The sequence below is a fragment of the Kluyvera sichuanensis genome, assembly GCF_040930405.1.
GTDB classification, from domain to species: Bacteria; Pseudomonadota; Gammaproteobacteria; order Enterobacterales; family Enterobacteriaceae; genus Kluyvera; species Kluyvera sichuanensis.
In genome coordinates, this window is the sequence record NZ_CP162271.1 from 2131148 (window position 1) to 2152062 (window position 20915).

Genomic DNA, 20915 nt, shown 5'->3' on the forward strand with positions numbered 1-20915 from the left:
TTTATGGTGACTCATCGTCAGCCTTACCGAGAAAAAGTCTCCCAGATGGTTAGCTGGGGGCACTGGTTCGCCCTGTTCAACATGCTGTTGGCCATGGTGCTCGGTAGCCGCTATCTTTTTGTCGCCGACTGGCCGACGACGCTGGCTGGACGCATTTTCTCCTACATCAGCCTTGTCGGGCATTTCAGCTTTCTGGTGTTCTCTGCCTATCTGCTGATTCTGTTCCCCCTGACCTTTATCGTCATGTCCCAGCGTTTGATGCGCTTCCTGTCCGCCATTCTGGCGACGGCGGGCATGACGCTGCTGCTTATCGACAGCGAGGTCTTTACCCGCTTCCACCTGCACCTCAACCCGGTGGTGTGGGAGCTGGTTATCAACCCCGATCAAAACGAGACCGCCCGTGACTGGCAGCTGATGTTTATCAGCGTGCCGGTGATTCTGCTGGTCGAGATGCTGTTTGCCACCTGGAGCTGGCAGAAGCTGCGCAGCCTGACGCGTCGCCGTCACTACGCCCGCCCGGTCGCATGGTTCTTCTTTGCATCGTTCATCGCCTCGCACGTGATGTACATCTGGGCCGATGCTAACTTTTATCGTCCGGTCACCATGCAGCGCGCCAACCTGCCGCTGTCGTATCCAATGACCGCGCGCCGCTTCCTTGAGAAGCACGGGCTGCTTGACGCGCAGGATTACCAGCGCCGTCTGGTGGAACAAGGCGATCCGGAAGCGGTAACCGTGCAGTATCCGCTCAGCGATCTGCGCTATCGCGATATGGGTGTTGGCAAGAACGTCCTGCTGATTACCGTCGATGGCCTGAACTATTCGCGCTTCGAACAGCAGATGCCATCGCTGGCCCGTTTTGCGGACAGCAACGTCAACTTTACCCAGCATATGAGCGCGGGCAACAACGCCGATAACGGCATCTTTGGCCTGTTCTACGGTATTTCACCGTCCTACATGGACGGCGTCCTGTCGGCACGTATTCCGGCAGCGCTGATTAGCGCGCTTAACCAACAGGGCTATCAGCTGGGTCTTTTCTCTTCTGACGGCTTCACCAGCCCGATTTATCGCCAGGCGCTGCTGTCTGATTTCTCACTGCCGCCGGGCAAATCGCAGAATGATGCCCAGACGGCAAGCCAGTGGACTAACTGGCTTAAAAACAACGCCCAGGACGAAAACCGCTGGTTCTCGTGGGTGTCGTTTAACGGAACCACCATCAACAACGCTCAGGCCAACGACCGTCAATATGCTCGTGCGGCAGCGGATGTGGATGCACAAATTGCTAAGGTACTGGACGCACTGCGCGACTCCGGCAAGCTCGATGACACCGTGGTGATTATTACCGCCGGTCACGGCGTGCCGCTCAGCGACGAGAACAGCACCTTTAACTGGTCACGCGCCCAGCTTCAGGTGCCGCTGGTCATCCACTGGCCGGGTACCCCTGCTCAGCGCATCGACCTGTTGACCGATCATAAAGATATTATGACCACCCTGATGCAACGCCTGCTGCATGTCAGCACGCCGGCAAACGAATACTCGCAGGGTCAGGATCTGTTCAGCGCCGCGCGCCGCCATAACTGGGTGACGTCGGCAGATAACGATACCCTGGCGATCACCACGCCATCGATGACCGTCGTGCTCAGCCATAATGGTCACTATAAGACCTGGAACGCGGCGGGTGAGAAGGAACGGGATCAAAAAGCCCAGCTCAGTTTGCTGCTGCAGGTGCTGACGGATGAAAAACGCTTTATCGCTAACTGATTGATTAATTTTAAATCAATTGGTGAACCCTGACTTGCAATCAGGGATAAAAGCGGTAGTATTTTTGTCATGCGTCGGCACGTAGCGCAGCCTGGTAGCGCACCGTCATGGGGTGTCGGGGGTCGGAGGTTCAAATCCTCTCGTGCCGACCAAAAAGCTTATATAAACCAGCCTGTTATGGCTGGTTTTTTATGCCCTTACCGCGACTTCCCCAGCGCCCAGCGGCTGTCAAAATGCGCCTGATACTGGCGGATAACCTCCGGCTCATCACGTATAACCAGCACGTTCTCTGAGTTTTCCGTCTCTGCCGATTTAGCGAAGTTAAACGACCCGGTCTCCAGCGTATTGCCGTCCACGATCATCACTTTGTCATGCTGAATGTGGTAGTGGCCGTCAATGCGAACATCAATGCCGTTTTCTGCCGCCCGAGCAATGGCCTTCTGGCTAACCTCCCCCTGATTTCGTCGCTTATCAATCACCGCCCGCACCTTCACACCGCGTTTTTGGGCGCGAATCAGCGCGTCGACAATATCTTTGGCCTGAAACGAGTAGGCCATCATGTCGATCGAGCGCTGTGCGCCATCGATAGTGCTCAGCACCAACTCACGGGCGGAGCCTTCAGGTGAGAACCCAACCTGGATTGTGGCCTGTGCGGCAGGGATAACGCCGAGAAGCGCAGCTATAATAAGAAATCTGGTCATTTTCATCATTATTCAGGATATCCATACGTGATAAGGCGAGCTAAGTAGTCTTAATCGCTATATTTATTCACAAAGGCAATATTTAGAACTAGTCCTAATGCAAAATTCAGTAAAATACGATTACCATTGATGTCAGGAATGATATTCTCCTCTCGTTGCAAACTGATAAAAAGGATGAACAGTGAAAAACACACATAAACTTGCCGCTTCGTTACTGGCCATCGCCTGCGCTTCCAGCTCCGCCTGGGCTGCAGAACAGCCGCTGGAAAAGGTTGCGCCTTTCCCTAAAGCGGAAAAAGGTATGACGCGTCAGGTGATTCAGTTGCCGGAACAGAAAGATGAGTCTGCCTACAAGGTGGAATTATTGATTGGTAAAACGCTGGAAGTCGACTGTAATCATCAGCGCCTTGGCGGCGAGCTGGAAAGTAAAACGCTGGAAGGCTGGGGCTACGACTACTACGTGGTGGAGAAAATCTCCGGACCAGTGTCGACCATGATGGCCTGCCCTGACCAGAAGAAAACGAAAAAATTCGTCACCGCATCACTGGGCGACGATGGCATGCTGCGCTACAACAGCAAGTTGCCGATCGTTATCTACGCGCCTGAGAACGTAGAAGTGAAATACCGTATCTGGGAAGCCCAGGAAACGGTACATAACGCCGTCGCGCGTTAATAAAAAACCCGGGGTCGCTTGCGCTCGCCCGGGCTACCAAATAATAAAATCCCGGTATGACCGGGATTTTTTCTTTCTTAGAGTGCGATATCCGCCATCTCTTTTGCTACAACCGGTTTGGACGATACCTGCACCGCTGGCGTCGGATCCGCTTCACGGGTTGCTTCATGACGTAGTCCCAGCACTTCGCTGGTATAGGCCAACGTTTTTTCAATCAGGTGCGGGTTTTCCGTCAGCGTAGAACCATAGGTCGGTACTACGGCGCGAATTTTTTCCTGCCATTCCGCCGTCTGCATTTTATCCTTAAAGACCTTTTCCATCAGCTCCAGCATGATAGGCGCGGCGGTTGATGCCCCCGGAGATGCCCCCAGTAGCGCGGCAACGGTGCCTTCATCATCGCTGACCACTTCAGTGCCCAGACGCAGTACGCCACCGATACGCGCATCACGTTTGATGATCTGTACGCGCTGACCGGCCTGCCACAAACGCCAGTCCTGCTTTTTCGCCATCGGATAGTAAGCGCGCAGAGCCGCATGGCGGTCTTTATCTTTCTGTAGCACCTGGCTTACCAGGTATTTCACCAGATCGAAGTTATCTAGCCCAACATTCAGCATCGGCAGGATGTTGGATTTATTGGTCGAGGCCAGCAGATCCCACAGCGAACCATTTTTCAGGAAGCGCGTAGAGAAGGTGGCGAACGGCCCAAACAGCACCACGCGTTTGCCGTCGATGATACGGGTGTCGATGTGCGGCACAGACATCGGCGGCGCGCCCACGGAAGCCTGACCGTAGACCTTCGCCAGATGATGGTTAACCACTTCCGGGTTTTCGCACACCAGGAACTGACCGCCAACCGGGAAGCCTGCGTACTCTTTCGCCTGAGGAATTTTGGTTTGCTGTAGCAGCTTCAGCGCCGCACCACCCGCGCCGATGAAAATAAACTTCGCTTTGATGGTACGTTTTTCATGGCTGCCGTTGGCGTCAGAAACCGTCACATTCCAGCTGTTGTCTGGATTACGACGGAAACGGCGCACCACGGTGTTGAGCTGCAGCGTAAAGCGTTCGCGCTTTTTGAGGCCCTGAATGAGCTGGCGGGTAATCTCGCCGTAGTTCACGTCGGTGCCTGCTTCAGTTCGCGTAGCGGCAATCTTCTGCTGCGGATCGCGCCCTTCCATCACCAGAGGTGCCCAGTCTTTAATCTGCTCGTGATCTTCGGAGTAGCGCATGCCGTTGAACAGCGGGCTCTTTTGCAGTGCACGATAGCGCGCACGCAGGAAATTGACGTTGTCATCGCCCCACACAAAGCTCATGTGTGGCACGGTGTTAATAAAGCTCTTCGGCTGCGTCAGCACGCCGCGCGTCACCTGGTGGGCCCAGAATTGACGGGAAATCTGGAAGGCTTCGTTGATATCAATAGCTTTGTCGATGCTGACGGAGCCATCGGCTTTCTGCGGGGTATAGTTGAGTTCCATCAGGGCCGAGTGCCCGGTGCCGGCGTTGTTCCAGCCGTTGGAGCTCTCTTCGGCCACGCTTTCCATCTGCTCAACCATGGTAATCGACCAGTCTGGCTCCAGCTCCTGCAGCCATGTACCCAGCGTAGCGCTCATAATGCCGCCACCGATCAGCAATACATCTGTCTCGTGCACCACACGAGTCTTCGCCTTAGTCGCCACAGAAACCTTCTCGGTACCCGATTTCTGTGCGTTGGGTACAGCTATCTTTTTTTTCATCGTAGGGGGCCTTACTTGACTTGCGATTTGTTACATGCAGGTAAAAACATCCGTACGGTTACGTTACCACCAGCCACGGTAAATTTAAATATTGTTTAAAATTTAAGTTGAGTTTTGAGATCTGTTATTAAAATGTTTAATAAATGTGTACAGAAAATGAGATTTGGTACTGGTAGAGTGTGACGGGAAGCGGTATTATTCTCCCCTTTGTGATGGTACGCACGGACGCTGGGGATTATAGAAAACCCGCCATCGATAACCTGTGAATACCCTATGTCGAACGCTTCTCCCTCCCCTCTTTCTGGTTCTCTGCTTGCCGTCCTGACGTCACCTTCCATGTTGACGCGTGAAGTTCTGGCGGGCGTGATTACCGCGCTGGCGCTGATCCCCGAGGTTATCTCGTTTTCCGTGATTGCGGGCGTTGACCCGAAGGTCAGCCTGATTGCCTCCGTGGTGCTGTGCCTGTCGATGTCGTTTCTCGGCGGCCGCCCGGCGATGGTCACCGCCGCTGCCGGTTCGGTGGCGCTGGTCATCGGCCCGATGGTACACCAGCACGGCGTTACCTACATCCTGCCAGCCGTAGTGATGGCCGGTATCATCCAAATTCTGTTTGCCGCCTGCGGGATGGCAAAGCTGATGCGCTTTATTCCACAGTCGGTGATGACTGGGTTTGTGAATGCGCTGGGTATTCTGATTTTCTTTGCTCAGGTACCCCATTTCTGGAGCCGTAGCCCGCTGATTGTCGCGCTGTTTGCCGCCACAATACTCATCGTGTTGTGGCTTCCGCGCGTGATGAAAAGCATTCCATCGCCGCTTATCGCCGTCGTTCTACTCACCCTCTATACCGCCACCAGCGGGCAGATTTTGCCAACCGTCGGCGATGAAGGTTCGATGAGCGGCGGGCTGCCGGGCCTTACCCAGTGGCTGGTGCCGATGAATCTTGAAACGTTGCAGATTATCTGGCCGTGCGCGCTGAGTATTGCTTTTGTTGGCCTGATGGAGTCGCTGCTGACCGCGAAACTGGTCGATGACCTCACCGTCACACCATCGAACAAAACGCGTGAGAGCGCGGGTCTCGGCATCGCCAATATTCTGGCTGGCTGCTACGGCGGCATCGCCGGCTGCGCCATGATCGGTCAGACCATCGTGAACGTGGAGATGGGCAAAGGCCGCACCCGGATATCAACCATCGCGGCAGCGCTGGTACTGCTGCTGCTGGTCACCGCCTTAAGCGAAGTGATGGCAAAAATCCCGATGTCGGTACTGGCGGGCATTATGGTGATTGTCGCCTTCAAAACCTTTAACTGGCATAGCCTGCAGCCCGGCGCACTTAAGCGCACCCCGTGGCCGGAAACGCTGGTGATGCTGGTCACCGTCGGCGCGACGGTCAGCACGGGGAATCTGGCAATTGGCGTGCTGGCGGGCATCATGATGATGGTTGTCGTCCCTGCCCGCCTGAAGCACCGCGCAAAGCTTAAAGCAGAAACACGGTCGCCAGCCCCAGAAAAATAAAGAAGCCGCCGGTATCGGTGATCGCGGTGATCATCACGCTGGAGCCGACCGCCGGGTCGCGCCCCAGTTTAGCCATGATCATCGGGATCAATACCCCCATTACCGAAGCTACCAGCAAGTTGAGGATCATCGCCAGGGTCATCACGGCACCCAGATGTGGATCGCCGTACAATAGCCAAGTGACGGTGCCCATAATGCCGCCCCAGACGATGCCGTTAATCAGCGCTACGCCCATTTCGCGCAGAATCAAAAACGAGAAGTTGCCCGGCTGGATATGCTGTAACGCCAGCGCGCGCACGATCATCGTGATGGTCTGGTTGCCGGTATTGCCACCTATCCCCGCCACAATTGGCATCAGTGAAGCCAGCGCCACCAATTGAGAGATGGTATGTTCGAAACCGTCGATCACGCGCGAGGCAATAAAAGCGGTACAGAGGTTAATGGCGAGCCACGCCCAGCGGGTTTTCACCGCTTTCATCACCGGCGCAAACACATCTTCTTCGCTGCTCAGGCCGCCCATACGGCGCAGATCGCTGTCGGTCTCTTCGTAGACCACGTCAACGATCTCATCGATGGTCAAACGCCCCATCAGCTTGCCTTCCGAGTCAATCACCGCGGCGCTGATGAGGTTGTCACGCTCGAAGGTACGGGCGACGCTTTCCGATCGCTCCTCCGGATGAAACGCAACCGGATCGGCCTCCATCACTTCATGCACGTAGCGTTCTGCTGCATTCAGCAGGATCGTTTTAAGCTCCAGTTCGCCAATCAGGGTTTGATCGCGCTTTACCACGAACAGTTTGTCGGTGTTCTCCGGCATTTTGCCCAACCGACGCAAAAAGCGTTGCACCGAGGCTAGCGTGACGTCCGGGCGAATGGTGATCACCTCGAACTCCATGATCGAGCCCACCTGCTCGTGGGCATAGTTCATAACCTGGCGAACGCGCGCGCGTTCAGCGGGATCCATAGAGGCCAGCAGGCGCCCGGTCAGGTCACGCGGTAGGTGCTGAACCAGATAGATCTGTTCGTCGATATCCAGCGTTTGCAGTGCATCGAGCAACGCCCGGTCGCTCATATCTTCTATGAGGTCGTCCCAGACGTTCTCCGATGCTTCTAGCAACACTTTCCCGCGCCGGTCATCTTCAACCATGTTCCACAGCGCGTGACGCTCTTCTGACGGCAGCGCTTCCAGGGTATCGGCGAGATCCGGCGGCGGCAGGTGCGCCACCAGCGCGCCCACTTCCGCAAGGTCATCAACCAGCGTGCCCTCATCGTACTGCTCGGCCAGCGTCAGCTTGCCCAGCAGCGCTGAAGTCACCGCTTTATCGGTGGTCAGCAGCCAGATGAGCCGCTGGCGCTCTTCATCGCGCAGGCGGGCACTGTTCTTCTTCAACAGAGACATGAATAATCCTTATTCCTGAAAGTGCGCCCAATCGGATGATTGAGCGCATTAAGCATAGCGCGGGGGAATATAAAAAAGTTAAACAAGCCGCTTAGGCGTTGAAAAATTCAGCAAAGCGGCTAAAAAATCAGGCGGTACGCGCAACGGCATCACGGGAAGCGCGCTCGCGCTCTTCACCCACCAGTTCGCTCAACTGACCGTTACGCATCTCCAGCAGGCGATCTGCATGGGTAAAGTAGTGGTCATCGTGGCTGATGGCGAAAATCGTTTTGCCCATCTGCTGCATCAGCGGCAGCAGTACCTGGTAAAACTCGCGGCGGAAGTGCGGGTCCTGATCGGCCGCCCACTCATCAAGCATAATGATGTCGCGTTCTTCTGCCAGCGCCAGCAGCAGCGCCACGCGTTTTTTCTGCCCTTTTGACAGCTTCAGGTCAAGAATTCGTCCATCCTCAAGCTTCACCTTATGGCTCATTTGCAGTTGCGCCAGCCACTTCTCTACCAGCTCAGGCTTCGCCTGCTTGCCTTCCGGCCCCAGCAGGTGCTCGAACAGCCAGACGTCGGTAAACACCGCGGAGAAGAGCTTGCGATAGTCTTCCGGTTTATCCGCCGCCAGCGGCTGGCCGTCGAGCAGGATCTGGCCTGAAATCGGCTGATACAGCCCGGTCAGCAGCATCGCCAGCGTCGATTTGCCGCTGCCGTTACCGCCAATCAGGAAGACCATTTCGCCGCGCTTTAGCGTCAGGTTCAGCGGGCCGACCGCAAAGGTGTTGTCTTCGTAGTGGAAGGTCACATCGCGCAGTTCCAGCGTCTGCCAGTTCGGGTGCGCCGTTGGCTGCGGGAACGGCTCGCGGAACGGTGCCAGCGAGAATTTATTCAGCTTGTTAAACGCGACCTGGGCACTCAGCAGCGTTGGCAATGCCCCTACCGCCGACAGCAGCGGCGTACGCAGGAACAGCAGCGTCAGAGAGTAGGTTGCCGCCACGTTAGTGTCGGCCCAGCCCAGGCCGTTTGCCATCCAGAACACCAGGCCAATCGCGCCCAGCATCATGATATTCGACCAGTTCACGGCGCTCAGGTGGAAGGTATCGGCGCGGATGATATGGTGGCGATAAGCCTTTGCGTCCGGCGTGAACTGCTGTTCAAACACGTACTGCGCGCGCTCGCGGTTCAGAGTGAGCTCTTTGCGCCCTTCCAGCACCGTCTGGTAGTCGTTATAAAGGCTATCTTCGGTCTCGCGCAGCGTCGCCATGTGCTTATAGACGCGCGCCACCAGCATAAAACCGCCCCAGATGGTCAGCGCCATCCACAGTGCGGTAATCAGCAGCATTTTAGTCGACAACATCGCCAGATAGGCGGCAGAGCCCACGGTGAGGATTATCCCCTGCACCAGTTCAGGCAGACGCACGAAGGCAATGGTGATGGCGCGAATATCGCTGGTCAGCCCCGCGAGCAGCGAGGCGCTGCCGAGCTTCTCCACGCGTTCCACCTGAGTGTCGAGAATACGTTTGATAAATTCGCGACGCAGGCGATAAACAAAATGATGCCCCAGCGTCGTCAGCGCCAGCTGAGAGCCCAGCGTCACGGCCATCAACAGCAGCAGCAGCCCGAGAAACTCCGGCAGCACCGTAAGGTTGGTGTCGACCATTTCAATCAGACGCACGTTAATAAAGGCGATAAGTCCAATACCGAGCGCCGCGCTCAGCAGGCTCAGGGCGATAACGCCAATGAAGGGCCAGCGGTACTGACGCCAGACGAGTAAAAGAAGTTCCATAACAGCAACCAGAGCAAGAAAAACAGCCAGCAGTGTAAACTGCTGAGCAACGACATCAAGAATAATTCTTATTTTTATTCGTCATTGCGCAGCGCGGCGAAACGTCAGGTTATAGCGCCAGGCGCCCACCTGCGGGTGGCTTCCGGGCTTAAGAGGCAAAATGGCGTGGTAGAACAGCCGGGAGGCGCCGCCCCACACCACAACATCGCCATGCTCCAGCCAGACGCGCTGCAGCGGATCGCTGCGTTTTAACCCGCCGAACTGGAAGGTAGCCGGTAATCCCAGCGAAACGGAAACGATCGGCGCATCCAGCCGCGCTTCATCTTTATCCTGATGCAGCGATAGCTTCGCGCCCGGCTGGTAGCGATTGATAAGACAGGCATCGGGGCTGAATTCCGGGTATCCGGCCTGGCTCGCCGCCGTCTTCGCCAGGCGGAGAAAAACATCCGGAATAGCTGGCCACGGCCGCCCGGTCAGCGGGTCGATGGCGGCGTAGCAGTATCCGCAGCTGTCCGTGCTCCAGCCCAGCGCCCCGCAGTTGGTCATCGCCACCGACATGGTATACCCGCCCGGCGTCACCATATGGCGAAACGGCGAGACGGCGGCAACCTGCGCAATAGCGGCGAGCAATGCATCGCTCTGTTCACGCGCCAGTCGGCGCAGAACGACGGCCCCCGGTGCCAGCGGCTCTGACCACGGCGCTTCATCAGCAAACAGATCCAGCATCACCGCTCCTGCTCTTTTTCACGCGCTAACAGCGCCGCTTTACGCGTCACGCCCCAGCGATAGCCGGACAAACTGCCGTCGCCGCGTACCACACGGTGGCACGGTATCAGAATCGCCAGCCGGTTTGCCGCACAGGCCCCAGCCACCGCGCGCACCGCTTTCGGGTTGCCGATGCCGTCGGCTATCTGCTGATAGCTGCGGGTTTCACCAGCAGGGATCACACGCAGCGCCTGCCAGACCTGCTGCTGAAAGGCGGTACCGCGAATATCCAGCGGCAGCGTTAACGGCGTTGAACGCTGATTCAGGCTGGCGATAACGGCTTGAATCTGCGCTTGAGACGCTGCATCCGCTGCCGTCAAGTGGGCAGACGGGAAGCTCTGCTGCAACTCCGTCAGCAGCGTAGCGTCATCATCCCCGAGCAGCACCGCGCAAATGCCGCGTTCGCTCAGCGCCACCAGACAGCGGCCCAGCTCGCAGCGGTCGGTCGCATAATGAATGTCAGCGGTTTTGCCACCCTGACGGTAAGCGCGCGCCGTCATCCCCAGCACATTGTCTGCCTGACGATAGTAGCTGCTGCTTGAGGGGAATCCCGCCGCCAGCACCGCCTGGGTCACCGGTTCGCCGCCGCTGAGTGAATCACGCAGCCGACGCGCCCGCCACGCCTGCTGCCAGGCCTTTGGCGTGACGCCAGTGACGGATTTAAACAGACGGTGAAAATGGTAAGGGCTGACGGCAACCGCCTCGGCCAGCGCCTCAAGCGTGACGGGGCTGTCCTGCTCCAGCAGCCGACAGGCCTCGGCAACTTTGTCGATTTTCTGCTGTTCGGGAGAGAGGCTATCTGGCTGACAGCGCTTGCAGGGACGAAATCCGGCCTCCAGCGCAGCCTGTGCATTGGGATAGAACCGGACGTTCTGGCGCAGCGCATGACGGGCACGGCAGGACGGGCGACAGAAAATACCGGTGGTCTGTACGGCAAAAACAAACTGACCATCGGCGCGGGCGTCGCGATTTATCACCGCCTGCCAGCGGTCATCATCGGTATATAGGGTATGAGATGTCATAACGGGCTCCTCCTTTTAGTGTAACCATCACTGTGACCAAAAGGAGGAATTAAAAAACCCGCAATCTTGCTTTTTAATTTTTCCCGCTGACCAGGAACGCACGGAACTGCGGCGACATCCAGGTGGTGAAGCCGTCACCCTCTTTCATGATCATATAGACCGCCAGCCCCTGCTCACGCACCACCTGCTGGGCTTTTTCCGTGCCGAGCACCATCAGACCAGTATCCCAGCCGTCGGCTTCCAGCGCGGTTGGCGCAATCACGGTGACCGACACCAGCTTATGGGTAATCGGCCGCCCGGTTTGCGGATCGATAACGTGCGAGATCCGCTTCCCATCCAGCTCATAGTAGTTGCGATAACTACCGGAGGTGCTGATCCCGTGGCCGTTAATGTCGACGATCGCCTGCACCGCATTTTCCCGGTCGGTTGGCTTTTGAATCGCCACGCGCCACGGCTGGCCATCGGCATTCATCCCACGGCTCACCAGCGCACCACCCACCGAGACCAGATAGCGGGAGATCCCCTCTTCTATCATCAGCCGCGCCAGATGATCGGCAGCGTAACCTTCGCCAACGGTCGAGAGGTCAACGTACAGATCGGGGATCGCCTTTTGCAGATACTGCTGGCCCGCGCGGTTAATCACCGTCAGATTTTTCAGCCCGGTGCGCGCTTTCGCGGCATCTATTTGCGCCTGAGTCGGCGTTTTCACCGGTTGTTTATCCGGGCCAAAGCCCCAGAGATTGACCAGCGGCCCCACGGTGATGTCCATCGCACCCTGCGTTTTCTGCCCGATGCGCAGCGATTCGGTGACGATATCCGCCATCCCTTCACTTACCGGCCATGGGGTGGTGCTTTGCGACTGGTTAAAACGCATCAGCGCCGAGTCGTTTTTCCAGGTCGACAATAGCTGATCGTCGCCATCGAGCAGCGTCTGCACCTTCTGACGCAGATTCTCCGCCCTGTTTTGATCGAGGCCAACCACGCTCACCCGCCAGAACGTGCCCATGGTTTTACCATCAAGTACGGTCACCTGCGCCTTTGGGGTTGCCGGCGCGCTGGTGTTGTCACAGCCAGCCAATAAAATAACGACGCCAAGCAGCATCGTACGTAAAAAAGTCATTTCCATCGGTTATTACCCTCCTGCAATCGGCGCAAGAGTACACTAATTAGCTGAAATCAGACATTAAAAAAGGGGCCCAAGGGCCCCTTTTGTCTCGGTCGAAACCGAATTAGAACTGGTAAACCATACCCAGAGCTACGATGTTGTCGGTAGAGATACCGGCACGACGAGTGAAGTCGTTGTCATCCAGCAGGTTGATTTTGTAATCAACGTAGGTGGACATGTTTTTGTTGAAGTAGTAAGTCGCGCCTACATCAACGTATTTCAGCAGATCCTGATCGCCGAAGTTGTCTACGCCGTTGTTAATGTCCTTACCTTTAGACTGCAGGTAAGCGATGGATGGACGCAAGCCGAAGTCGAACTGGTACTGTGCAACCACTTCGAAGTTCTGTGCTTTTTCAGCGAAGCCGCTGATAGCATCTGGATTATTGCTACCGCTGAAGCGGGTCGCGTTGTAAGTCTGGGTGTACTGAGCGGCCAGGTAGATGTTGTTCGCATCATATTTAACGCCACCGGAGTAGGTGGTCGCTTTATCGCCTTGGCCATAAGCCATGTTGTTCTGATCGGTAGTACGTTTAGAGCTGGAAATTGCGGTACCTACGCTGAAGCCTTCGCCGATATCGTAAGTCAGGGAGCCACCGAAGCCGTCACCGTTCTGTTCCAGATCGTCACGACCGTTGTTGGTGGAACCTTCGCCAGAAGCGCTGCCGTTCTTACCCTGATACTGCAGAGCAAAGTTCAGGCCATCAACCAGACCGAAGAAGTCAGTGTTACGGTAGGTCGCAACGCCGTTAGCACGCTGCTGCAGGAAGTTGTCTGCACCGTAGGTGTCGCCGCCGAATTCTGGCAGGACGTCGGTCCAGGAAGTCACATCGTAAACTACGCCGTAGTTACGACCGTAGTCGAAAGAACCTACGTCAGCAATGCGGATACCGGCGAAACCTACACGGGTCCATGCCTGGTCAGAAGCGCCTTCGGTGTTGTTAGCCTGGATGTTGTATTCCCACTGGCCGTAACCGGTCAGCTGGTCGTTGATCTGAGTTTCACCTTTGAAGCCCAGACGAACGTAGGACTGGTCGCCATCTTTACTGTCGTCGCTGGAGAAATAGTGCAGACCATCGACTTTACCGTACAGATCTAATTTGTTGCCATCTTTGTTATAAATTTCAGCCGCATTTGCTGCGCCTGCTACCAGCAGTGCTGGTACCAGGAGGGACAGTACTTTAACTTTCATGTTATTAACCCTCTGTTGTTATATATATGCCTTTATATATGCCACTGCTTACTGATTAACCCTCATTAATCAGTCGGCAGATCCATTGTGCTGTAAAAATTAGAATAATCCAATAAGAATATGATACGAAAATCGCTCAAATGTTTCATTTATCCCCATAGATGTTTCAAAATGTAAATTTAAGGGAACTTTTATAAGCACAAAAAGACAGGAAAAATAGCACTAATAATCAAAACTAAAGCAAATAAATTCACTAAATCAATGAGTTAAAAAACACGAAAGGTATAGCACTGAATGGTAAAACAAAACCTTCACCTACAACTAAAATATTCCTCGCTATCATCATTAACTTTATTTATTACCGTCATTCAATTCTGAATGTCTGTTTACCCCTATTTCAACCGGATGCTTCGCATCCGGTTTTTTTTACCTTTCTTTACGTAAACTGAATCAAACTGTGCTACCGCACGTAAATTGTAACGACTATTAACTAATCAAATCTCATACCATTTTTTATGTCTACCAGGCACTCGATTAATAATGTCTTGTTATTTAGTGCTATTTTTAAGTCGTTATTCGTAAATAACTGTACAATAAATGTTACATTGTACAATTAATCCGCAACAAACTATTTCTGCTCACCGCCAATATCTAACGCCCTCCTCCGCATAGCATTGCCGCCAGCTCCGCGCAGTGTAATTTGCCCCGTAGATGCATCTTGCCGACTTTTTTGTATATACTGCCAGCAGTGCAAAAACAGGATCTTCGCGCCTCAATGCCGATTCAGGCTTGAGCTTCTCCTCATTCAGATGCCGTTATGATGGGTTACACACGCCAATGAGTCAGTCCGACAAGATGAACCCGACGAAATTCTCTCTGCTTCCGGGGAGCATCACGCGTTTCTTCCTTCTTATGATCATCGTGTTGCTGGTGACGATGGGCGTGATGATTCAAAGCGCCGTCAACGCCTGGCTTAAAGATAAGAGCTATCAGATTGTCGATATGACGCACGCCGTCCATAAGCGCATCGATACCTGGCGCTACACCACCTGGCAGATCTACGACAACATCGCCGCCGCGAATACCAATGCGCCGCCTGCCGATGGCCTGCAGGAAACCCGCTTAAAGCAGGATGTGTATTACCTTGAGAAGCCACGCCGTAAAACCGAAGCGTTGATCTTCGGTTCGCATGACAGCGCCACGCTCGATATTACCCAACGCATGTCGACCTATCTCGATACCCTGTGGGGCGCGGAAAATGTTCCCTGGTCGATGTACTATCTCAACGGCCAGGATAACAGCCTGATTCTTATCTCTACCCTGCCGTTAAAAGATCTCTCATCCGGCTTTAAAGAGTCGACCGTGGGCAGCATCGTTGATTCCCGCCGGGCTGAAATGCTACAGCAGGCCAACACTCTGGATGAGCGCGAAACCTTCTCGTCGCTGCGCCGTCTCGCCTGGCAGAACGGCCGCTACTTTACCCTGCGTACCACCTTCAACCAGCCGGGGCATCTGGCAACCGTCGTCGCCTTTGATTTACCGATTAACGACCTGGTACCGCCAACCATGTCGCTGGACAGTTTCCGCCTGGAACCCGATCCGGCGCAGAATGCCCAGCGCGCTCAGGAAAAAGACCCGAGCGACAGCGTCTCCATCAACTTTAATAGCTCACGCATTGAGATAACCTCAGCGCTGAACGGCACCGGCATGCGTCTGGTGTGGCAGGTACCGTTTGGCACGCTGCTGCTCGACACCTTCCAGAACATCATGCTGCCGCTGCTGCTGAACATTGGGCTGCTGGCGCTGGCGCTGTTCGGCTACTCGACGTTCCGTAATCTGCCCACTCGCGGCAGCAACAGCAACGTTCCTTCGACGGGGACCAATAATGAGCTGCGCGTGCTGCGCGCCATTAATGAAGAGATTGTCTCATTGCTGCCGCTCGGGCTACTGGTGCACGATCAAGAGTCGAACCGAACCATAATCAGCAACAAAATTGCCGACCATCTGCTACCGCACCTCAACCTGCAAAACATCACCAGCATGGCGGATCAGCATCAGGGAGTGATTCAGGCCACCATTAATAATGAACTGTATGAAATTCGTCAGTTCCGCAGCCAGGTGTCACCGCGCACCCAGATTTTCATTATTCGCGATCAGGACCGGGAAATTCTGGTGAATAAGAAGCTCAAGCAGGCCCAGCGTCTGTATGAGAAGAACCAGCAGGGCCGCGCGGCGTTTATGCAAAACATCAGCGATACGCTGAAGCAACCGATCAAAGCGCTCGCCGCCGAGGCCAGCAGCATTGATACGCCAGATGGACAGAAGCTCGCGAACCATGCCGACCTGCTGGTACGGCTGGTCGATGAAATTCAGCTCGCGAATATGCTGGAAAACGACAGCTGGAAAGGATCGTCCACGCAGTTCTCCTTGCAGGAGCTGATCGACGAAGTGGTGCCTGAAGTGTTGCCGTCGATTAAGCGCAAAGGGCTTCAACTGCTGATCAATAACCCGCTTCCAGCAAAAGAGCAGCGTCACGGCGACCGCGATGCGCTGCGCCGCATTCTGCTGTTGCTGATCCAATATGCGGTGACCACCACGCAAATTGGTAAAATTACCCTTGAGGTCAACGCCGATGAGTCGGTGGAAGAACGTTTAACCTTCCGTATTCTTGATACCGGCAACGGCGTGTCGCACGGTGAAGTCGATAATCTGCACTTCCCATATCTGAACGACACCCAGTCAGACCGCTACGGCAAAGCCAACGCCCTCACCTTCTGGCTGTGCGATCAGCTGGCGCGTAAACTCGGCGGTCATCTTAATATTAAGGCACGAGAGTCGTTGGGCACGCGCTATACGCTACATGTCAAAATGCCGGTGCGTGAAGAGGACGTGGAGCCCGAAGAGCAGCTGCTGGATGATGTGGTGGCGATGGTGGATATCACCTCAAACGAGGTCCGCAACATTGTCACTCGCCAGCTTGAAAGCTGGGGCGCGACCTGTATCAGCCCTGACGAACGAGCAACAAGTCAAGAATTTGACCTTTTTTTAACAGATAATCCGTCTAATCTTACTGCTTCGGGCTTGCTTTTAAGCGATGATGAGGCTGGGATACGCAAAATTGGCCCAAGTCAGCTGCGTGTGAACTTTAACATGAGCAACGCCATGCAGGATGCCGTACTCCAGCTTATTGAAGAGCAACTGGCGCAGGAAGAAGTGACGGAATCGCCGCTGGGCGGAGATGAAAGTGCCGAGCTTCAGGCCAGTGGCTATTATGCTCTGTTTGTGGATACGGTACCGGAAGATGTTAGCAGGCTGTATACTGAGTCCGCGGCGAAGGATTTTGCCGCACTGGCACAGACAGCTCACCGCCTTAAGGGTGTGTTTGCCATGCTAAATCTGGTACCTGGCAAGCAGTTATGTGAATCGCTTGAGCATCTGATTCGTGAAAAAGATGCGTCAGGCATAGAAAAATACATCAGCGACATTGACGCCTACGTCAAGAGCTTGCTGTAGCAAGGTAGCCTTTACATGAACAATATGAACGTAATTATTGCCGATGACCATCCGATTGTGCTGTTCGGGATCCGTAAGTCTCTGGAGCAAATTGAATGGGTTAATGTTGTTGGCGAATTTGAAGACTCCACTGCGCTAATTAACAACTTACCGAAGCTTGACGCACACGTACTGATTACCGACCTCTCCATGCCAGGAGACAAGTACGGTGATGGTATTACGCTTATCAAGTACATCAAACGCCATTTCCCAGGTCTGGCTATTATCGTGCTGACCATGAACAACAACCCGGCGATTCTGAGCGCCGTGCTGGATCTGGATATTGAAGGGATCGTGCTGAAGCAAGGCGCGCCGACTGACCTGCCAAAAGCGCTGGCGGCGCTGCAAAAAGGCAAGAAGTTTACCCCGGAAAGCGTCTCTCGCCTGCTGGAGAAAATCAGCGCGGGTGGTTACGGCGACAAGCGCCTGTCACCAAAAGAGAGCGAAGTGCTGCGTCTCTTTGCTGAAGGCTTCCTGGTAACGGAGATTGCGAAGAAGCTGAACCGCAGCATCAAAACCATCAGTAGCCAGAAGAAATCGGCCATGATGAAGCTGGGCGTGGAAAACGACATCGCGCTGCTGAACTACCTCTCCTCCGTGACGCTTTCGCCGTCAGACAAAGACTAAACAGCGTTGCACATCGGGGCCTGCTTTACATAGGCCCGATGGCGATGCTGCCGTCGTACCATCTGTGATAATCCCGGCGGCGCTTCGCCTGGCCGGGCTACCCATAAAATACTTTATTCCCGTGCTTTACGGACGCGTGCGGCATAGACCGTTAGCGTCTGTTTGAGCACGTCCAGCGTCACCGGTTTCGACAGGCAGCTATCCATCCCCGATTCCAGACAGCGCTGCTTCTCTTCGGCCAGCGCGTTGGCCGTCACTCCAACGACCGGAAGCGTCAGCCCCAGCTGTCGAATACGCTGCGTCAGGCGATAACCGTCCATATTCGGCATGTTGACGTCGCTGAGCACAATATCAATGTGATTCTTGCTCAGCACGTTCAGCGCATCAACGCCGTCGTTGGCAGTTTTACACTGATAGCCCAGCGATCCCAGCTGATCGGCCAGCAATCGGCGGTTGATTGGGTGATCGTCGACGACGAGAATCATCATATCGTCGTTACTGTCTGCCGGTGCTTCATGGGCAGACTGCAGCTCCGCCGCATCGCCCGTTTCCACCTTCACGCGATAGATGCGTCCCAGCAGCGTCATCAATTCATGCGGAGAGACAATGCTGTGCACCCATTGGCCTGGCGCATATTCCTGCGGAATACCAATATGACGGCGGCAGAAAACTACCGCAGCCCTGCCCGCCCACGGCTGCGACAGTTCGTCATCGGCGATCAGCAGATCGTCCGGCCCCGGAACTTCACCGTCGTACAGGCGAACGTCAATACCGTGCCAACTCAGCAGCGAATGAATAAAGTCGGAGAGCGACGCATTACGTATCGCCAGCCAGCAGCGAATCTTCGCCAGCCCGTCAATCGCCAACGGCGTAGCGTCCTGCTCACCGTACAGCGGAATGCGCAGCGTAAACTGGCTCCCCATACCCGGCTCGGTATCTACCGCGATATCGCCGTCCATCATATTGACCAGCTTTTCACAAATCGCCAGCCCCAGCCCGGTCCCCTGGAAGTTACGCTGTACGCCGGTCCCCACCTGGAAGAATGGGTCAAACAGGCGCACCACTTCTTTCGCCGGGATGCCGACACCGGTATCACGAATGCTGATGCTGAGGTAATACCCTTCGCGTTTCAGATGTAAAACGATACAGCCGATATCGGTAAACTTGATGGCGTTGCTTAGCAGGTTAGAGATAACCTGCTGCAGGCGCATCGGGTCGCCCATCAGCTTCATCGGCACATCCGGCTCAATAAAGCAGTACATGCCGAGCTGTTTTCTCACCACCAGCGGCAGGTAGTTGGCGGTAATGTGGTTCATCACCTCTTTTGGCGAAAACTCGCGCGGCTCGATTTTCAGCTGCTCGGACTCAATTTTCGAGAAATCGAGGATATCGCTGATGATCTTCAGCAGCAGCCCGGAAGAGTTGTTCATCGCTGTGACCAGGCGGTCAACGCCCTTCGGCAGCTCTTTGGTTTGCAGCAGGTCGAGGTTACCGATAATCCCGTACAACGGAGTACGCAGCTCGTGGCTGACGGTAGCGAGGAACATCGATTTCGACTGGCTCGCCTGCTCCGCCGCCTGCGCCATCTCCTGCAAGGACTCTTCCATTTTGACGCGCGAACTCACGTCCACCAGCACGCAGATCGCTACGTTTTCGTTGCGGTAGCGCGAGTGAACGAAGCTGATTTGCAGGTTGGTATTGTTGCTGGTCAGCACGTCGACGAAGTTAACCTGCTGGCCGCAGATAATCTGCGTCAGACGCTGACGATCCTCGTGGGTCAGCATATTGAGATAGTTATGCGCCAGTTCGTTACTCAGGATGTTAGTGCCGTCCTGAGTACGCAGAATACAGATCCCCACCGGTGCCGAGGCGACAATTTTGCGGTTGAACTGCTCGTGCTCTTCAAGGCGCAGCGCATCGGATTCAGCCGGTAAAAAGATACGCCGCTCGTACATGCGTGCCATGGTAAACAGCGCAATACCGGTCAGCAGGTTCAGCAACAGCGCATTCAGCACCAGAATACGAATCCGCTCCAGCACCGCATCCAGCGGCACCGAGTAGACAATACTCAGCGAGGACGGCGACAGCGTCTTTTTCAGCACCAGCTCACGGTAGCCGGCGGTATAGCCGAACCACAGTCGCTCCTGCAATCCACGCGCGTTGATATGCATTTTGGTATCCGGCCCCGCCAGATTAATCAGCGTGTTGCCGTTATCATCCAGAATGGATACGCCCATCGGCATACTGCCCGGGGTAAAGAAGTTTTCCGCACGAATGGTTTGCTCAACGCCCAGCAGCGCCTGCAGACGGTTTGCCAGATAGACCGGCGTCAACGCATAGAAGTAGCCGACGCTATGACGCGGCCCTTGCCCGACCCAGAACAGGTTGCCGCCGCGATCGTCCTGCGGAGCATTGCGATAGGCCATAATGCGTTCGTGCAGCGCCTTCAGCGCCTCGCTGCGATCTACCGGCATTTCGCGCAGGCCAAAGTTGGCCATGCACAGGTTGTCACTGCCGATTAAAAAGACGCGGTTGAGATCGTAAGCCGCCGAGAAATTTTCCCGCCAGTAACGCAGGAACCAGGACAGCGATTCCAGCGGACCACGCCAGGTGGTGTCGAGGGTGCCGCAGTCAGAGTCGGGGAACAGCGGTTCAAAATCCGGCACATCGGAATTGTCTTTTACCTGCCCGCCCGGCAGCGCGCCATTCGCCGCGGTGAGACGGTTTTCCGCAATATACTTGAGCTCCTTTATCACATCGGAGGTGCGCTGGAAGTAACGCTGGGCCTGATCGGAGTTAAGGATAAATTCCTGACGGATTTCCGACTCTTTTTGATGCAGGGCATTCACGATATAGAAGACGGAAATCAGCGCGATAAGCAGCCAAAGCAGCAGCGCCAGCGCCCGAAACAGGTAACGTGAAACTTTCAGCGTTGTGCGAAAGGAGACAAGATATTTCAAAGTGGCGAAACTCCGCCGTTGAGGGCTAACAGGATGTGGTTAAGGTAGCGGGAAAAGCCGCTAGCCGCAATCAGAGAGTCACTTAGAACAC

General features: G+C 55.1%; 14 protein-coding genes and 1 tRNA gene. 6 read left to right on the plus strand and 9 right to left on the minus strand.

The genetic code is table 11. The features are described 5' to 3' along the window. The first annotated feature begins 3 nt into the window (after nt 1-3). Nucleotides 4-1758, plus strand: coding sequence for an LPS biosynthesis-modulating metalloenzyme YejM (yejM, locus tag AB2B48_RS10435; protein ID WP_368301702.1), 1755 nt, complete (start codon nt 4-6; stop codon nt 1756-1758). Nucleotides 1759-1833: 75 nt separating this feature from the next. Next, nucleotides 1834-1910 (plus strand) — tRNA-Pro (locus AB2B48_RS10440). A 45-nt stretch (nt 1911-1955) separates the two neighbouring features. On the opposite strand, the gene AB2B48_RS10445 is transcribed toward AB2B48_RS10440, so the two are convergent. Beyond that, a complete protein-coding gene (locus tag AB2B48_RS10445) occupies nt 1956-2459 on the minus strand; it encodes a phospholipase D family protein (RefSeq protein ID WP_368301703.1) in 504 nt (167 codons plus the stop codon). Nucleotides 2460-2640: 181 nt separating this feature from the next. On the opposite strand from AB2B48_RS10445, the gene eco reads away from it, so the two are divergent. Continuing rightward, nucleotides 2641-3132 (plus strand): serine protease inhibitor ecotin, encoded by a 492-nt coding sequence (gene eco / locus AB2B48_RS10450; protein WP_185666873.1) that lies wholly within the window; start codon nt 2641-2643, stop codon nt 3130-3132. Between the two features lie 77 nt (nt 3133-3209). Here eco and mqo read toward each other — a convergent pair whose 3' ends face one another. Further along, nucleotides 3210-4862 (minus strand): malate dehydrogenase (quinone), encoded by a 1653-nt coding sequence (mqo, locus tag AB2B48_RS10455; protein WP_185666872.1) that lies wholly within the window; start codon nt 4860-4862, stop codon nt 3210-3212. 273 nt (nt 4863-5135) lie between these two features. On the opposite strand from mqo, the gene AB2B48_RS10460 reads away from it, so the two are divergent. Beyond that, nucleotides 5136-6374 carry a SulP family inorganic anion transporter gene (locus AB2B48_RS10460; RefSeq protein WP_368301704.1) on the plus strand — a complete coding sequence of 413 codons (1239 nt, stop codon included), beginning with the start codon at nt 5136-5138 and terminating at the stop codon, nt 6372-6374. Here AB2B48_RS10460 and mgtE read toward each other — a convergent pair. The 6 genes from mgtE to AB2B48_RS10490 form a co-directional block, all read right to left on the minus strand. Further along, nucleotides 6337-7773 carry a magnesium transporter gene (gene mgtE, locus AB2B48_RS10465; protein WP_185666870.1) on the minus strand — a complete coding sequence of 479 codons (1437 nt, stop codon included), beginning with the start codon at nt 7771-7773 and terminating at the stop codon, nt 6337-6339. The two genes, AB2B48_RS10460 and mgtE, sit on opposite strands and share 38 nt — an antisense overlap. 127 nt (nt 7774-7900) lie before the next feature. Further along, nucleotides 7901-9544 (minus strand): multidrug ABC transporter permease/ATP-binding protein, encoded by a 1644-nt coding sequence (locus tag AB2B48_RS10470; protein WP_333009654.1) that lies wholly within the window; start codon nt 9542-9544, stop codon nt 7901-7903. Nucleotides 9545-9625: 81 nt separating this feature from the next. Further along, complete coding sequence (alkB, locus tag AB2B48_RS10475) at nt 9626-10270, minus strand: DNA oxidative demethylase AlkB (protein WP_368301705.1); 645 nt, start codon at nt 10268-10270, stop codon at nt 9626-9628. Continuing rightward, nucleotides 10270-11331 (minus strand): bifunctional DNA-binding transcriptional regulator/O6-methylguanine-DNA methyltransferase Ada, encoded by a 1062-nt coding sequence (gene ada / locus AB2B48_RS10480; protein ID WP_368301706.1) that lies wholly within the window; start codon nt 11329-11331, stop codon nt 10270-10272. Before ada ends, alkB begins: the two co-directional genes overlap by 1 nt. Nucleotides 11332-11404: 73 nt before the next feature. Continuing rightward, the gene (apbE, locus tag AB2B48_RS10485; RefSeq protein WP_333009651.1) at nt 11405-12457 is read right to left on the minus strand and encodes an FAD:protein FMN transferase ApbE; all 1053 of its coding nucleotides are present in this window, start codon (nt 12455-12457) and stop codon (nt 11405-11407) included. Nucleotides 12458-12560: 103 nt separating this feature from the next. Beyond that, a complete protein-coding gene (locus AB2B48_RS10490; protein ID WP_368301707.1) occupies nt 12561-13685 on the minus strand; it encodes a porin OmpC in 1125 nt (374 codons plus the stop codon). An 837-nt stretch (nt 13686-14522) separates the two neighbouring features. Between AB2B48_RS10490 and rcsD the strand changes: the two genes are divergently transcribed. Both rcsD and rcsB read left to right on the plus strand, forming a co-directional pair. Further along, complete coding sequence (gene rcsD / locus AB2B48_RS10495; RefSeq protein ID WP_333009650.1) at nt 14523-17198, plus strand: phosphotransferase RcsD; 2676 nt, start codon at nt 14523-14525, stop codon at nt 17196-17198. Nucleotides 17199-17213: 15 nt separating this feature from the next. Then, nucleotides 17214-17864, plus strand: coding sequence for a response regulator transcription factor RcsB (rcsB, locus tag AB2B48_RS10500; RefSeq protein WP_064544005.1), 651 nt, complete (start codon nt 17214-17216; stop codon nt 17862-17864). A 113-nt stretch (nt 17865-17977) separates the two neighbouring features. On the opposite strand, the gene rcsC is transcribed toward rcsB, so the two are convergent. Further along, nucleotides 17978-20824, minus strand: a complete 2847-nt coding sequence (rcsC, locus tag AB2B48_RS10505) for a two-component system sensor histidine kinase RcsC (protein WP_368301708.1) — start codon at nt 20822-20824, stop codon at nt 17978-17980. Between the last annotated feature and the right edge of the window lie 91 nt (nt 20825-20915).